The 14214-nt window shown below is 57.5% G+C and carries 13 protein-coding genes; 6 read left to right on the top strand and 7 right to left on the bottom strand.

Annotated features, from left to right (window positions below; genetic code table 11):
- Positions 1–5: 5 nt before the first annotated feature.
- Genes phhA through hppD form a run of 3 tightly spaced genes read right to left on the bottom strand, consistent with a single transcriptional unit; the run spans position 6 to position 2334 of the window.
- On the bottom strand, positions 6–917 hold the full coding sequence (phhA, locus tag AC07OO_RS21050) for a phenylalanine 4-monooxygenase (RefSeq protein ID WP_495084102.1): 912 nt from the start codon (positions 915–917) through the stop codon (positions 6–8).
- A gap of 14 nt (positions 918–931) precedes the next feature.
- On the bottom strand, positions 932–1246 hold the full coding sequence (locus AC07OO_RS21055; RefSeq protein WP_495084103.1) for a 4a-hydroxytetrahydrobiopterin dehydratase: 315 nt from the start codon (positions 1244–1246) through the stop codon (positions 932–934).
- Positions 1247–1257: 11 nt separating this feature from the next.
- Positions 1258–2334 carry a 4-hydroxyphenylpyruvate dioxygenase gene (gene hppD / locus AC07OO_RS21060; protein WP_495084104.1) on the bottom strand — a complete coding sequence of 359 codons (1077 nt, stop codon included), beginning with the start codon at positions 2332–2334 and terminating at the stop codon, positions 1258–1260.
- Between the two features lie 109 nt (positions 2335–2443).
- On the opposite strand from hppD, the gene AC07OO_RS21065 reads away from it, so the two are divergent.
- Together AC07OO_RS21065 and AC07OO_RS21070 are read left to right on the top strand one after the other, a co-directional pair.
- The gene (locus AC07OO_RS21065) at positions 2444–2977 is read left to right on the top strand and encodes an Lrp/AsnC family transcriptional regulator (protein WP_495084105.1); all 534 of its coding nucleotides are present in this window, start codon (positions 2444–2446) and stop codon (positions 2975–2977) included.
- A 155-nt stretch (positions 2978–3132) separates the two neighbouring features.
- Positions 3133–4512, top strand: coding sequence for a serine hydrolase domain-containing protein (locus AC07OO_RS21070; protein ID WP_495084106.1), 1380 nt, complete (start codon positions 3133–3135; stop codon positions 4510–4512).
- Positions 4513–4661: 149 nt separating this feature from the next.
- Here the strand turns inward: AC07OO_RS21070 and AC07OO_RS21075 are convergent, their stop codons facing one another.
- Positions 4662–5639 (bottom strand): Bug family tripartite tricarboxylate transporter substrate binding protein, encoded by a 978-nt coding sequence (locus AC07OO_RS21075; protein ID WP_495084124.1) that lies wholly within the window; start codon positions 5637–5639, stop codon positions 4662–4664.
- Positions 5640–5826: 187 nt separating this feature from the next.
- On the opposite strand from AC07OO_RS21075, the gene AC07OO_RS21080 reads away from it, so the two are divergent.
- The 4 genes from AC07OO_RS21080 (at position 5827) to AC07OO_RS21095 (ending at position 8848) form a co-directional block, all read left to right on the top strand.
- On the top strand, positions 5827–7116 hold the full coding sequence (locus AC07OO_RS21080) for a protein kinase domain-containing protein (RefSeq protein ID WP_495084107.1): 1290 nt from the start codon (positions 5827–5829) through the stop codon (positions 7114–7116).
- 101 nt (positions 7117–7217) lie between these two features.
- The gene (locus AC07OO_RS21085; protein ID WP_495084108.1) at positions 7218–7550 is read left to right on the top strand and encodes a hypothetical protein; all 333 of its coding nucleotides are present in this window, start codon (positions 7218–7220) and stop codon (positions 7548–7550) included.
- Between the two features lie 113 nt (positions 7551–7663).
- Positions 7664–7945 (top strand): hypothetical protein, encoded by a 282-nt coding sequence (locus tag AC07OO_RS21090; protein WP_495084109.1) that lies wholly within the window; start codon positions 7664–7666, stop codon positions 7943–7945.
- A gap of 477 nt (positions 7946–8422) precedes the next feature.
- The gene (locus AC07OO_RS21095) at positions 8423–8848 is read left to right on the top strand and encodes an integrase core domain-containing protein (protein WP_495084110.1); all 426 of its coding nucleotides are present in this window, start codon (positions 8423–8425) and stop codon (positions 8846–8848) included.
- Between the two features lie 5 nt (positions 8849–8853).
- On the opposite strand, the gene AC07OO_RS21100 is transcribed toward AC07OO_RS21095, so the two are convergent.
- From AC07OO_RS21100 to AC07OO_RS21110, 3 genes are all read right to left on the bottom strand, one after another.
- Positions 8854–9393, bottom strand: coding sequence for a DMP19 family protein (locus AC07OO_RS21100; protein WP_495084111.1), 540 nt, complete (start codon positions 9391–9393; stop codon positions 8854–8856).
- Positions 9394–9555: 162 nt separating this feature from the next.
- Positions 9556–10548, bottom strand: a complete 993-nt coding sequence (locus AC07OO_RS21105) for a hypothetical protein (protein ID WP_495084112.1) — start codon at positions 10546–10548, stop codon at positions 9556–9558.
- The coding region (locus tag AC07OO_RS21110) for an RHS repeat-associated core domain-containing protein (RefSeq protein ID WP_495084113.1) at positions 10548–14214 on the bottom strand (3667 nt) is incomplete at its 5' end. The genes AC07OO_RS21110 and AC07OO_RS21105, both read right to left, overlap by 1 nt.

Consider the following 14214-nt stretch of genomic DNA (forward strand, 5'->3'; position numbering starts at 1 on the left):
GGGGTTTACACCTTGGCGGCAGCCGCGGCAGCGCGTGCGCGGTGGTAGCTACCGGTGCCACGGTGGGGCACCTTGTCGGTGGGCAGCACATCGCCCGGCTGGTAGGTCGGGCCGCTGTCCAGACGCGCGTAATACGGCGCGAACTCGGTGTTGGCCAGGGCCAGCAGGTCTTCCAGCTTGTCCAGCACGAAGTAGGTTTCCTGAAAGTCGTCGATGCGGTAGTTGGTGCGCATCACACGCTCCAGATCGAACCCTATGCGGTTGGGTGAATCACTCTGGATAGAGAACGTGCTCTCGGAGAATGAGGATGCAATGCCCGCACCATAAATGCGCAGGCCTTCTTTCTGCTGCACCAAACCAAACTCCACCGTGTACCAGTACACGCGTGCCAGGTTGGTCAGCTTGCCCAGCGTCTGCGCGCGCAGGCCGCCCTGGCCATAGGCCTGGATGAAGTCGGCCATCACCGGATGCATCAGCATGGGCACATGGCCAAACACGTCGTGGAACACGTCGGGCTCTTCCAGGTAGTCCAGCTCGTGCGCGCCGCGGATGAAGTTGCCCGCAGGGAATCGGCGGTTGGCCAGGTGCTCGAAGAACACATCGTCCGGCACCAGGCCGGCCACGGCCACGATCTGCCAGCCGGTCTTGCGCATCAGGGTTTCAGACAGTTTTTCGAAATTGGGGATCTCGTCGGCCGACATCGGCAGGTGTTTCATGCCTTCGACAAAGTCGTCACAAGCCAGGCCCGGCAGCAGCTTGGTCTGGCGCTCGTACAGGGTCTTCCAGACCGCGTGCTCTTGGGGCGTGTAGTTGTCCCAGCCCTGGTCTATGGTCCAGTCGGCGCGTTGCGGTGCGGCGGCGGCTCCGGCTGCCAAGCCGTGTTTGACCTTGGCGGGGGGTGTTGCTTGCGCTTGCATATCAGGCCTCCTGTTCAGCTTTGGGTTGGCGCCGACGCGTAGCCTGCAAAGGCCTGGTCGCAGATGCGGGCCATTGCGATGTCATTGCTGCTCAGGCCGTGCACATCGTGCGTGGTCCAGGTGATCAGCACCTTGTTGTACACATTGCTCCACTCGGGGTGGTGGTTGTACTTCTCGGCGGCGATCGCGATCTGCGTCATGAACGCAAAGGCGTGCATGAAGTCCGCCAGCACGAATTCGCGCGTGATAGCACCCACCTTGGCGTCCAGCGCCCAGTGGGGTAGCTCGCGCAGTTGTTCGGCGGCCTGCTTGGGGTCCAGTTTTTGCATGGCTATGACCATCAATCCGCAGTGATGACGCCGCGGCGCAGCTGGTCGCGCTCCAGCGATTCAAACAGCGCCTTGAAGTTGCCTTCGCCAAATCCATCGTCGCCCTTGCGCTGGATGAATTCAAAGAACACCGGGCCCAGCACCGTGGCCGAGAAGATTTGCAGCAGCAGGCGGCGGTCGCCGTCCTTGCTGACGCCGTCCAGCAGAATGCCGCGGCTTTGCAGTGCGGCGGTGTCTTCACCGTGGTTGGGCAGGCGGCCTTCCAGCATTTCGTAGTAGGTCGCGGGTGGCGCAGCCATTAGTGGCACGCCGGCCGCCTTCAGGCTATCCAGCGTGGCAACCAGGTTGTCGCAGATCAAGGCGATGTGCTGAATGCCTTCGCCGTTGAATTGCATCAGGTACTCTTCGATCTGGCCAGTCTTGCCGGAGGCTTCTTCGTTCAGCGGGATGCGGATCATGCCGTCGGGTGCGGTCATGGCACGGGATGTGAGGCCGGTGTATTCGCCCTTGATGTCGAAGAATCGAATCTCGCGGAAGTTGAAGATCTTCTCGTAAAAACCACCCCAGTAGGCCATGCGGCCACGGTACACATTGTGGGTCAGGTGGTCGATGAGTTTGAGGCCATGGCCGAAGGGGTGGCGGTCCACACCGGGCAGGAATTCAAAGTCGATGTCGTAGATGGACTTGCCTTCTTCAAAGCGGTCGATCAAATACAGCGGCGCACCGCCAATGCCCTTGATGGCCGGCAGGCGCAGTTCCATCGGGCCGGGCTGGATGTCGATGGGCTGTGCGCCCAGCTCCAGTGCGCGGGCATAGGCCTTGTGCGAATCACGCACGCGGAAGGCCATGCTGCAGGCGCAGGGGCCATGCTCGGCCGCGAAGTAAGCGGCGTGGCTTTTGGGCTCGCGGTTGATGATGAAGTTGATGTCGCCCTGGCGGTACAGGTCGACATCCTTGGAGCGGTGGCGTGCCACGTGTTTGAAACCCATTTTTTCAAAAATGGGCTCCATCAGGCCGGGTGTGGGGGATGCGAATTCGACAAACTCAAACCCCATCAGTCCCATCGGGTTGTCAAACAAATCGGCCATTGTGCTGCTCCTAAAGTCCGTGTTGTGAATGCCTAGATTGTGTTCAAAAGCACGCGCACGGTGTAAGCGATTTGCGGCATTCAATGCCAAAGATATGCATAATTCATGCATGAATCAAGAAAAATTCGATGATTTGCTGCTCGACAAGTTCGATATCAGCTTGTTGGTCGCATTGCAAAAGGATGCCCATGCGACCAACCAGCAGGTTGGCGAGCAGATCCATTTGTCGGCCTCGCAGGTCAGTCGGCGCATCCAGCGGCTGGAGGCTACGGGCATCATCCGCCGCTATGTGGCCCTGCTGGACGCTGCCGCCATGGGCCTGGGCGTGCGCGCCATGAGCTATGTGACGCTGAGCCGCCAAGGCGGTGACGAAGGTTCTGCGTTCGAGCGCGAGATCATCGCCATCCCCGAGGTGCTGGACTGCTATGCGGTCGCCGGCGAATCGGACTACATCATGCAAATCGTGGCGGCCGATCTGGGCGTGCTCTCGGAAACGGTGTTGCGCAAGATCATGCGCATCAAGGGCGTGGCCAATATCCGCTCCAACATCGTGCTGAACTGCATCAAGTCCAGTACCGAGCTGCCGCTGGGGCACATCGGCAAGGTGGACGGGGTGGCGCGCAAGGTGCGGATTGCGGGGTAACATTGTCTAGAGTTCAGGGAGCCCCAGTGATACGAAAAACAATTGCCGCATGGTGCGCGGCGCTAGCGTTGTCTGGCCTGGCTGCGTCCGCTGCCCACGCACAAGTCTTGGCAAAGCCAACTTTCCAAGACGTCACCGAGCCACCGCAGGGTAGATTGGGCGATCAAGTAGCAGCACTGATTGCTGCGATCAATGCCAACGATCCCAAGGTAGCGCATGACTTTGTCGAACGCTACATCGCTCCTGCTGTCGCAGCCGGAAAAGCACCGGGCGCACACGAAGCATCTTTGTTGCAGGCGTTTCGTTCTTCTTCTGGGGTCGATTTCTATTCGCTGAGGGCTGACGCCGCTCCTGACGGGGCCACCCCTTGGGTCAAGACCATCGTATTGAAAGAACGCCTGCATGGTGGCTGGATGGCCGCCAAGCTTGCTATGGAGCCTGGCGATGATGCACGCATCCGCAGTATTGCGTTTGGCCATGCCCGACCACCTGCGAGTGCTAGCACCGCGGCGATGTCGGAAGCACAAATGCTCGAGCGTGCCAACGCCAATTTGGACCGCCAGTGCGCAAACGACACATTCTCTGGCGCCCTACTCATCGCACGCGGCGATCAGGTCTTGTTGAACAGAGCATGCGGCGAGGCCAGCATGCGTTACCACGTGAAGAACAACGTCGATACCAAGTTCAATCTCGGTTCGATGAACAAGATGTTTACCGCCGTTTCCATTGCGCAACTGGTCGAGCGGGGGCGGCTTTCCTACGACGACCGCATCAGCAAATACATTGATGAAAGCTGGCTGCCGAAGAGCGTAACCGACCGCATCACCGTTCACCATTTGCTCAGCCACACCTCGGGGCTGGGAAACTATTTCAACGATACATTTGAGAAAAGTTCGCGTGAGCTGTTCCGCGACATCGATGACTTCAAGCCCCTGCTGCAGGGCGACCAGCCAAGCTTTCCGCCCGGACAGAAATTTCTATACAGCAATAGCGGGATGCTGCTGCTCGGCGTAGTCATCGAGAAAGCAAGCGGTCAAAACTACTTTGACTATGTTCGCGAGCACATCTACAAGCCCGCCGGTATGAAAAATACCGACAGCTACGCCATGGACGAACCGGTAGAGAACCTGGCGATGGGCTACACGTCGGAATCGAGTGGGCAGGTGCATTGGATAGAAAACACGTTCATGCACGTCATCAAGGGTGGGCCTGCGGGCGGTGGGTTTTCCACCGTGGGCGACTTGCATCGCTTTGCGCAGGCGCTGCTAGTCGGCAACTTGGTCAAGCCAGAATCACTCGCCAAGCTGTGGACCAATCAATCTGGTGGATCATACGGCTACGGCTTTGCCGTTGGCGCTTACCCTGCAGGACTTGAGGTAGGCCACAACGGTGTCTTTCCTGGCATCAATGGAGAGCTCGACATATTTGTTGACCGGGGTTATGTCTTCGCGGTGCTGACCAATCGTGACGAAGAGGCCGAGGTGATGGGTGGCCGGGTGCGCGCATGGATCAACCAGATTCCGGCGGCAAATTGACTTTCAACCCGGGCTGAACCACAGTCTCGACGTCCAGTTCGCACATCAATGCCTGACACACACGGAGTGCTGCAGGTCACGGAGCGCCACACGGCCCTTCAGGGAGCAGACCTGTATCCAGGCTGTGCGCTCCCACCTGAACGACGGCATCAATCCAGCGAGATCCCCTGCGCCTTGATCAGCTTGTGCCACCGCGCCGTCTCTGTGCGAATCAAATCACCATACTGCTGCGACGTGCTGGCAATGGGCTCAATACCAAAGTCGATCAACTTTTGCCGGACAGCTGGCTGATTGATCGCAGCCGCAATCTGCTTTTGCAGCGCGTTCACCACTTCGACGGGCGTGCCTGCGGGCGCCACGACGCCGGCTTGTGCGGAGGCTTCTACATTTTTAAACCCCAACTCCGCAAAGGTGGGGACATCGGGCAGTTGAGCCACGCGGGTTGGGTTGGCCACCGCCAGGGGGCGGATTTTTCCACCCTTGATGAATCCCCCACCCGCTGCAAAGTCGACCATCATGGCGGAGATTTGCCCACCGGCGAGGTCCGTCAAGGCGGGGGCTGCGCCGCGATACGGGATGTGCACCATGTGAAGACCGGCGCTGACTTTGAGCAACTCCATCGCCAGGTGGTGCGGGCTTCCGGCACCTGCGGAACCGTAGTTGATCTTGCCCGGATTGGCTTTGGCCTTGGCGATGAAGTCTTTCGCGTCCTTGGCATCAGAGCCCGGGCCGGCCACCAAAATCATGGGGAACTTGCCCATCAACATGACGGGGGTCAAGTCTTTTTCTGGGTTGTATGGCAGCTTGGAATAGAGCGCGGTGTTGAACACCATCGTGCCGTTGTCGGCAGAGAGGATGGTGTAGCCGTCTGCGGGCGAACGAGCGACTTCCGTTGCTGCGATCGATGTGTTACCACCCGCCTTGTTGTCCACGACGATGGGCTGCCCCACCTGGCTGGACAGCTGCTGCGCAATGGTGCGGGCCAGAAAATCGGAGCCCCCACCTGCTGGATACGGCACGACCCAGCGGATGGACTTGGCTGGGTAGGTCTGCGCCTGGGCCATGGGCATAAAGCTAGCGAGTGGCAATGCGGCCAACAAGCCAATTGCAATACGGCGGTTCGTCATCAACGTCATCGTGGATTTCCTTTGGGGTGCTTTGGGTTGGTAGAGCAATGCGCGCAATCCTACTGCCTGTCCGGGCGCTTGGCGCTAAGGACAAACCATCGGCTACCAGGTTCAGATAGGGCGCATATGAAGCGCACAGCGCAGTGTGGTGAAATGTCCGTAGCCCATCACCGTGAGCCGCAACACCATGTCCTCTACCCCAACCGATATTGGCAAGTACCAAGTGGAGCGCGAGCTGGGGCGTGGCGCCAGCGGCGTGGTCTACCTGGCGCATGACACGTTCCGCGACAACTGGGTCGCCATCAAGCAACTGCATCCCCACCTGCTGCAAGACCCCACACAGGCGGCCAAGTACCGCCGCCTGCTGCACAACGAGGCCGTGCTGGTGGGGCGTATCAACCACCCCCACATCGTGTCGCTGATTGACGTCAACGAGCGGGCCAATCCACCGTATCTGGTGTTGGAATATGTGCAGGGGCATTCCCTGGAGCAGCACACCACGCCCGACACATTGCTGCCAGTGCAAGAGGTGTTGGACATCGCATTCAAATGCTGCAATGCGCTGGAGTATGCGCATGCGCACGGACTGGTGCACCGCGACATCAAACCGGGCAATATCTTGGTGCGCGATGATGGTGAGGTAAAGCTGACCGACTTTGGCGCGGCCATGTCGCGTAACGGCGATGTCACGCAATTGGTGGGACTCATGGGCTCGCCCGCCTATATGTCGCCCGAGCAGGTGCGCGAGGAGAACCTCACCGAGCACTCGGACATGTTCTCCTTGGGCGTTGTCATGTACGAAATGCTGACCGGGCAAAAGCCCTTTCAGGGCGAAAGCGACTACGCCACCATCTACAAGATTGGCGCAGAAGAGCCTGTATCCATCCGTGTGTTGCGCCCCGAGCTACCCAAGGCCTTGAGCGAGCTGGTGCGCACCGCAATGGCCAAGAAGCCTGCGGACCGCTTCCCCAATTGGGCGGCATTTGGGGACGCGATCTTTGGCGCCAATAACAGCGTGACCCGGCTGACCAGCCAACTTACCGAGTTGGAGCAGTTCCAGAAACTACGCCAACTGGACTTCTTCCGCGACTTCACCGACGTGGCCATCTGGGAAACCTTGCGCCTGGGCCGCATTCGCGCCCACGAACGCGGATCGGTGTTGATGAAGGAAGACTCCGTCGGTCGATCCTTCTACCTATTGCTCGAAGGCATGGTGAAGGTCTCCAAGAAAGACCAAGCCCTGACCCGATTGAAAGCCGGGGTGAGTATTGGCGAAATGGCCTATCTGCAACCCGGCGAAAACCTCCGCTCGGCCACCGTCACGGCTGAGACGGATATCTCTGTGCTCAAGATCAAAAGCATCTCGCTCAAGCAAGCGTCCATGGAGTTGCAATCCTGCTTTGACAAGGCCTTTATCAAGATGCTGGTCGCGCGCCTGATTACGGCGAACCAGCAGTTGTCGGAGTGGGATTTGTGAGCGTGCTCTGCTCATCCCCCCGTCGCTATTGAAGATATTGGCGGCGAAAGGCCGCCGTTATTGAAGCACCACCGTGCAACCAAAGTTGCAAACTGGTCGGTATGCGCTTGAGAAACAGCTTTTGGGCTTTGCTGGGCCGCAACACCGCTGGCGCACCCGATGCGGTGATGGAAGGTGTGCGCAGGGCCATGTTCCTGGCGCTAGACACCTATTGCGACGACGACCGCACCGGCATCAACCGCAGAATCGACAGCGCCCGGCATATCGCAGAACTGTGGTACCTGCGCCCCGAGCTGATGAACGCCATCGCCACGCGCCACCAGGAGACCACGGCGCGGGATTGCATTGCGCAGATCACCCTGTTGTTTGACGGCTACCAGCCGGGGGCCAACAGCAACCACGGCCACAGCCCCGAGCACCACCTGTCTCTGTGAGTTTCTCCGGTCAGCTCGGGCCAATCTTGTAATGGCCTGTAATGGTCAACGCCTTTGGGTCGGCCTACAGTGGACTCGTCCCATCACCGAACCAATTTACCAGGAGAATTACCATGCCCACTACCGTGAATATCGCTGCAGACAACACAGCACAAATAGACCTCGGCAACTCTGTAGGTATGTCCATCACAGCCAATGGCGGCAACGCCAGCGTGCATGTGGACTACTTGCCGGCGGGTTCTCAGAATTACTCCAGTGCCATCAAAGGTTCCGCTGGGTACGGCAATCCTTTCACCGTGGCCAATGGTGCCACCAAGGTTGTCAATAAGAGTGACCTGGAGTCTGAACACGTGCGCGTCGGCGTGCGCAACGCCAACATCAGGGTTATCTACTGAGTGCGACTGGTCTGATATCTACCGCGACCCCGCGGCAACCCAATCCTGCCGCGTCATCCACAGAGCAGCGACTGTGTTAAATCGTCGTATTCGCAACACAGTGTGGTGGCGAGTACGGAAAACCGGATGCTATTGGATTGATAGTGGAACGCCCATATCCGACGAGGGCTAGAGACGGATTTACATGTGAGATTGCTCAAATATACCCAGTATGGGGTTTATTACTTGGCTCCACCGGCAACTCAGGGAAAAATATGCCACTAGCCCTCGTCAGATATACACAAGTCGCTATGCAAACCATAGCAGGTATCATTGCTGCCTTTCGATGCACTAGACAGCCGACGGTTCTGACAGCGGTAGATTTTGAGCGTGTTCGTTTGTTTGGCTTGTCTATGGTGCTTGAGCAGCAGACAGGAAAGCTGAGCCGCATTCGCACAGACAACGAAGTAATCTTCACCAGGGGTCTTCACGACATTTTTGAACCTGGTCGGCATTCGGCATCAGCGGATTCAGACGTGTGCACCGTGGCAGAACGGGCGCATCGAACGACTGTTCGGAACGCTCAAGCCTTTGCTGCGTCGACTGGTCATTTCAACCAGAGCTGCACTGCAATCGGCACTTGAAGAGTTCACGCTGTTTTACAACCATGCGCGCCCACACCAGAACCTGGATGGGCTGACGCCTGCGGAGAAGTGGAATGGGTGGAGCAAGACTGACTTGTTGCAAACGCCGCTCAAGCGGGCCGTGTTGGTTCAGGCATTGGACGGTTTGTTGGTCGGATATTGCATGCGCAGGTACCTGCTACTCAAATCCGGGGGGACGTCGCAACGACAACACCCGGAGCAGAAACGGTCAGCGGACCGGACAACAGCGGACAGCGGACAGCGGACAGGACAACAATAATTCCATTACTCAGGCTTGTTCGCCGCAACTTTTCTCTTCTTCGATTTCAGTTGCAATTCAGAACGATGCGCACGCAAATATTTTGCAGCCAGCGCCGACAGCGGGGCTCCGACCAAGCCAGATGAAGCCGTCGATATTTCGTCAAGATCAGTCCAATCTGGGTTTATCTGAAATTGATCAACCCACTCGTGACGCGGAAATTCACTGAACTCACCGTACTCCTTGGCAGCTTCCTTGCAAAACGGGATTGCGGCTTCAAGAAGAAGCAGCAACTCATTCGCTTGAACAGTTTTAAGAGCATGGTAAGTAAATATCAACTGCTCAGCGGTCGAGCAATGATTCGACAGAAAGTCAGGAATTCCGTCACCTGCCACTTCGATTGCGAAAATCCATAAGTGCCAGCCAACCTTTGCACAAGCGGGTATATCCACACGTTCCTCGATATCCATTGCCGAAGGATATTGATTGAACAATTTCAATAAATGGTCATGAATGCTTTCTAAAACGACCTGATCATTGGGTTGGTCAAAGACGCTGTCGGACATGGGCGCATATATTTTCATCTTCGAATCTCGGCAAATTGAGAGACCGGAAGCTCACATCGACGCATTACGCCTTCAAGCAATGTGAGCTTTGCGAAAAGGGGGACTGAAAGAAGCTACCAACAGCAGAAACGGACAGCGGACAGGACACCTCGTGCATCAGCTTCAACTGGATATCAGGACGGGATATCTTGCTTTCATTCCATCGAGGTAGGCACTGAGCTCCTCGACTACGTTGTATGGCACGGTTATGCCAGCAGATGCCACATTGGATTCAAAGAAAGGAGGTGGGCTAAGCATATCTTGAACATGTTCAAAGTGACTGGGCCATCCCAGCAGTCGTATTAAGCGCGCACGATTGGAAATAACTTTGCGTTCGGTCTCCCAAAGCTCGCCTTCAGACATCGCTTTCAGAATATATGAATAGGACGACGGCCTACTTTTTACAATACCAGACGCGGATTGGTTAAAGTCAAAAGGCTCACCAATATTAAGTTGCGCGACGGCGCCCTCCAACGCAGAAAGTACCTGTTTAACTGCAAGAATATTTGTGTAGCTAGTACCACCTATTCTCGCAGCCAATATTTGGCTCTCGTAGCAAAATTCGTCCTTTGTCTGGTCCGAACCAACCATTGGTTCACACTCCTCGCTCGGGAAAAATGCAAAGCGGCCAAACTGATCCACTTCGCATTGCAACTGCTCCTGAAACGATCTCAGCGACGAAGCCAGCACTAGACAAGATGCGTGGCGGTAGGACTCTCGAAACAAGCCATCAGAAGACAAGGATTCTGCTTGTGTATGTTTAGGCGCCAGGAGCCGCTGAAGGCCGCTAAACCACTTTCCCACAGAGGTTTTCACGTTTATCTGATTTACCTGGAATTCCTGTCTAAGGGGGTTGAGCGCACTCTTTGCTATTTCGAGTGCCTTATACGCTGACTGGCCCTCTCGCCAGACTGCACTCCTATGAGGGCACGCCCAGAATACAGTATCTAGAGGCGAAAAGACGTTTACAACAACTAAATCACGCGCCGCTTCAAATTTGGTAATTAGCCCAACCGGATCTTCTTCGCGGAAGCGCTCTGACATATCGTCGAAAGAAGCGCTGGAGAAATCTCTCAACGCGATATCCACCCATTTCCATTTGATTGCTTTGCTCATTATCTGCACATTGAGTTACCGTTGATAAACAAGAGACTCTCATCCTTGAACACTTGTGCCATTTTGGGCTCTCCCCATCCAGAGTCATCGGGATCTTGAAAATCTCCAATTGCGCCGGCCGCTTTGTACAGCGCTCCAATCGCACTCGTGAGAATAGTTCTGCCGCCAATCGTCGTTCCGAGTTGTTGAACAGCTGACCTGTGACGCCCAAGAGGGATCAGAAGCGCATCTCCTACTCGCGCGCCCATCAATTCGATATACAACGTTACTCCAGATAAACCGGCATGCAACACGGCATGTTGCCAATATTCCACCCAGGAACGTTGTTGAACGGGGTTTCCGCAAAGATACATCGGGATCGTATGGTGTCCTTCTGGCGGCTTGTGAGTCCTTGGCATCGCCTGTATTTGCGCTGCCATCATCGCGTCGAACGCTTCATCCGGCACATCATGTGTTATCTCCGTCGACAGGATTGCGTCAAAAATTCCAAACTTTCTGGGTGCGCTGGCGACAAACTGATTTGGGGACATGTTGGGCAAAGAAATTGCGGTCAGTGTTCCCAGCACTGCGACAGCGGCCAACGACCCGCCCAGTGAGAATTCACGTCCATTTGGGTCAATTTTGTTTAAACCGTCAGACCCTGCATAGGCATATCTGTTTAACGAGCGGGGATCCTTCCGCCTACCTTGGAATGGATCAGCCGACATAAACCGCCCAATCTTGGGGTCATACCACCGAGCTCGCAGGTAAAGCAGTTGGGCATCCTGATCCCAGTATTCGCCTGTGTAAACATGATTTTGCTTCAAGCCAGTCAGCGTATCCAACTGCCCAAAGGCATCGCCCAAAGATTGCTCCACCGCATTGCCATTGGCATCAATAGCCCCGAGGCTGGTATTTAGGTGACCCTGCAACGGGAATACATCATTGACAGCATTGGCCGTCGCAAACAAACTGCCTGTCCCACCCTGCGTCTGGCGAATCAACTCGTTGCCCCACACATAGGCGGTGCTCGTGCTACCGGTGCTCTCCAGTGCCACCTGCGCATACGTCTGATTGCGATCAATCAGGTAGGCAGTCGTGCCTTGTGTGGTCGCCTTCTTAACCCGATTGCCATTGGCATCGTACGCATAGCTCACACTCGGCGTCGCTGCTTGTGCTGCCGCCTGGGTGGCGCCTGTGCGTATGTCAATCAACCGGTTCTGCGGATCAAAGCGATACAGCGTGGCTTTGCCTGTCTCGATCTTGGATGCCAGGTTTCCGTTCTGGTCCCAGGTGTACGTCGTGGTCTTGGTGCCACCGACAGCCAGCGTGGTTTGCTCCTGTGTCAAGCGGTCAGCGTTGTCGTAGGTATACGTCGTGCTGTCCGTGCCTGCGCTGCTGGTCGCAGTCTTGGTGCTGCGGTTGCCCACGTCATCGTAGGTGTACCGCGTATCCAGGCTCAATGCCGGTGTGGCGGCATCAACTTTGTTCTCGCGGGTCAGTCTTGCATTGGCGTCGTACTCAAAGCTCTGCGTCCGTGCTGGTATGCCGGAGAACGTTCCGCTGTTGGTATCGAAGCTCGCCGGGGTTGCACCAAACCCTGTTCGGTACATGTCAATCCGTGTGACTGCGCCACCGGCATCCCGTGTCAGAGCCTGGCCCACCATCAAGGTCTGCGTGGCACCGGTCCGCCTGATGTGAGCGATCGCGATGACGCGGTCCGCGCTATCGTACCGCTGGTGCGTACGCAGCACCTGAGCTTGCCCTGCCTGCGGGTTCAGGTCCCGCTCGGTTGTGGTGAGTCGGCCAGCCGTGTCGTAGCTGTAACGGGCCTGTTTGCCATCCGGTGCCGTCACCGTTGCCAATCGCCCAGCCGCGTCATACGTACTGGTGGTCGTACCTGCGTCACTGGTTGCATTGCTGACGCTGCGTTCAATCGCATTGCCATTGGCATCCAGCGTGTACGTCAACTGCCCCAGCGGGCTGTTGCTTTGGATCAGCCGGTCATTGGCGTCGTACCGGTAGGTCTGCGTGCCGTTGAGCGTTGTAGCGCCCTGCTCTTGCTGGCTTTGCACCTGGCCGTTGGCGGTGTAGCTGAAGGCTACGCTGCTCTGCGGGATGGTGCTGTTGGTGCCTGCTCCCTGTAGCACGACCATTCCCGTGAGTTGCCCTTGTGCGTCGTACTGGTACGTGAACTGCTCCCCGGCAAAGCTGGTGTGGTTTACCCGCTTGCCTTCCAGGTCGTAGCTGTTGCGCTCGGTCGTTCCGTCTTGCAGGGTGCGGCTGGTGATGCGACCACCGGCGTCCATGCTCCAGGTGGTGGTGCGGCCCATCGCATCGGTCTGCGTGGTCTTGGCGCCTTGTTCGTCGTAGCTGTAGCCCGTTGTTGCTGTGGTGCTGCCGCTCAGGCTTTGGCTCACGCTGATCAAACGGCCTGCGGCGTCGTAGCCATAGGTCGTCGTTAGCCCTCTCGGATCAGTTTCGCTTTGCTTGCGGTTGTCGGTCCGGTACACGGTGCTGTGGCTGCTGCCATCCGGGTACTGGGTCAGGGTCAGGCGGTTCAGTTTGTCGTACGTGAAGTTGGTGGTGCGCCCGCCCACGGTCGTGCTGGTGCGGTTGCCGTTGGCATCAAAGGTTTGCGTGGTGCGGATGCCGGTGGCGTCTTCGCTGGCCGTTTGACGACCCGCAGCGTCGTATTCCATCTTGCTGCGCTGGCCCTTGCGGTCGGTGGTGGCCGTTACTCTGCCTGCCGCGTCGTACGTCGCTGTTTCCGTTGTGCCATCCGGGTAGGTTGTCTTGACCAGGCGGTTGAGGGCGTCATATTCCATTCGGGTTGTGCGCCCTGCCCTATCCGTCTTGGATGTTTCATTGCCTTCAGCGTCGTAGCTTGTGGATTCAGTTGTGCCGTCTGGATAGCTGGTGCCGGTCAGGCGCGCATTGGCGTCGTAGGTGTAGCTGGTCCTTTGGCCCAGTGCATTGGTCTGGCTGGTGAGCTTGCCGGCGCTGTTGTAGGCCATGGTGCGGGTGGCACCCAATGGGTCAGTCTGCGCCACCATGCGGTTCTCGGCATCGAAGCTGCTGGTGGTGGTCAGCGTTTGGGCCGATCCGTTGATGGTCTTGGTGACGGTGCGGGTCAGTTGGTTGCCGTTGGCGTCAAAGGTGTAGCGGGTGGATTGGCCCAGGGCGTTGGTCTCTACGGTGCGTCGTCCCTGTGCGTCGTAGCCGTAAGTGTTGGCTTCTCCAGCCACGGCCAGGCCGCGCAGGTTGCCGCTTTGGCGGTCGATGTCGATGGTGGTGCTGCGGCCCAGGGGTTCGACGATGGTGCGCGGGGTGGCGCCGGGTTGCAGTTCTTCGCCGCTCCAGTAGCCGTAGGCGGTGGTGTTGCCTCTTGCGTCGGTGCTGCTCAGGGGGTTGAGGCGTTGCCACATGTAGCCCACGGTGCCGTAGCTGGTGCGGGTGGTGTGGCCCAGGGGGTTGGCCTCGCTGGTTTGTTTGCCGTTGGCGTCAAAGGTTCTGGTGGTGGTGTGGCCCAGGGGGTTGGTGGTGGTGAGTTCGTTGCCGTTGGCGTCAAACGTGTAGGTGCTGGTCTGGCCCAGGGGGTTGACCACTTTGGTGATGTTGCCGTCGGCGTCGAAGGTGTAGACGCTGCGGTTGCCCCGGCGGTCGGTGACCGTTTGGGTGTTGCTG

This window comes from Rhodoferax sp. GW821-FHT07G04, from assembly GCF_059418585.1.

Coding starts and splice junctions, on each gene's coding strand:
- phhA (WP_495084102.1), bottom strand. CDS start 917: ATGCAAGCGCAAGCAACACCCCCCGCCAAGGTCAAACACGGCTTGGCA.
- AC07OO_RS21055 (WP_495084103.1), bottom strand. CDS start 1,246: ATGCAAAAACTGGACCCCAAGCAGGCCGCCGAACAACTGCGCGAGCTA.
- hppD (WP_495084104.1), bottom strand. CDS start 2,334: ATGGCCGATTTGTTTGACAACCCGATGGGACTGATGGGGTTTGAGTTT.
- AC07OO_RS21065 (WP_495084105.1), top strand. CDS start 2,444: ATGAATCAAGAAAAATTCGATGATTTGCTGCTCGACAAGTTCGATATC.
- AC07OO_RS21075 (WP_495084124.1), bottom strand. CDS start 5,639: ATGACGAACCGCCGTATTGCAATTGGCTTGTTGGCCGCATTGCCACTC.
- AC07OO_RS21080 (WP_495084107.1), top strand. CDS start 5,827: ATGTCCTCTACCCCAACCGATATTGGCAAGTACCAAGTGGAGCGCGAG.
- AC07OO_RS21085 (WP_495084108.1), top strand. CDS start 7,218: ATGCGCTTGAGAAACAGCTTTTGGGCTTTGCTGGGCCGCAACACCGCT.
- AC07OO_RS21090 (WP_495084109.1), top strand. CDS start 7,664: ATGCCCACTACCGTGAATATCGCTGCAGACAACACAGCACAAATAGAC.
- AC07OO_RS21100 (WP_495084111.1), bottom strand. CDS start 9,393: ATGTCCGACAGCGTCTTTGACCAACCCAATGATCAGGTCGTTTTAGAA.
- AC07OO_RS21105 (WP_495084112.1), bottom strand. CDS start 10,548: ATGAGCAAAGCAATCAAATGGAAATGGGTGGATATCGCGTTGAGAGAT.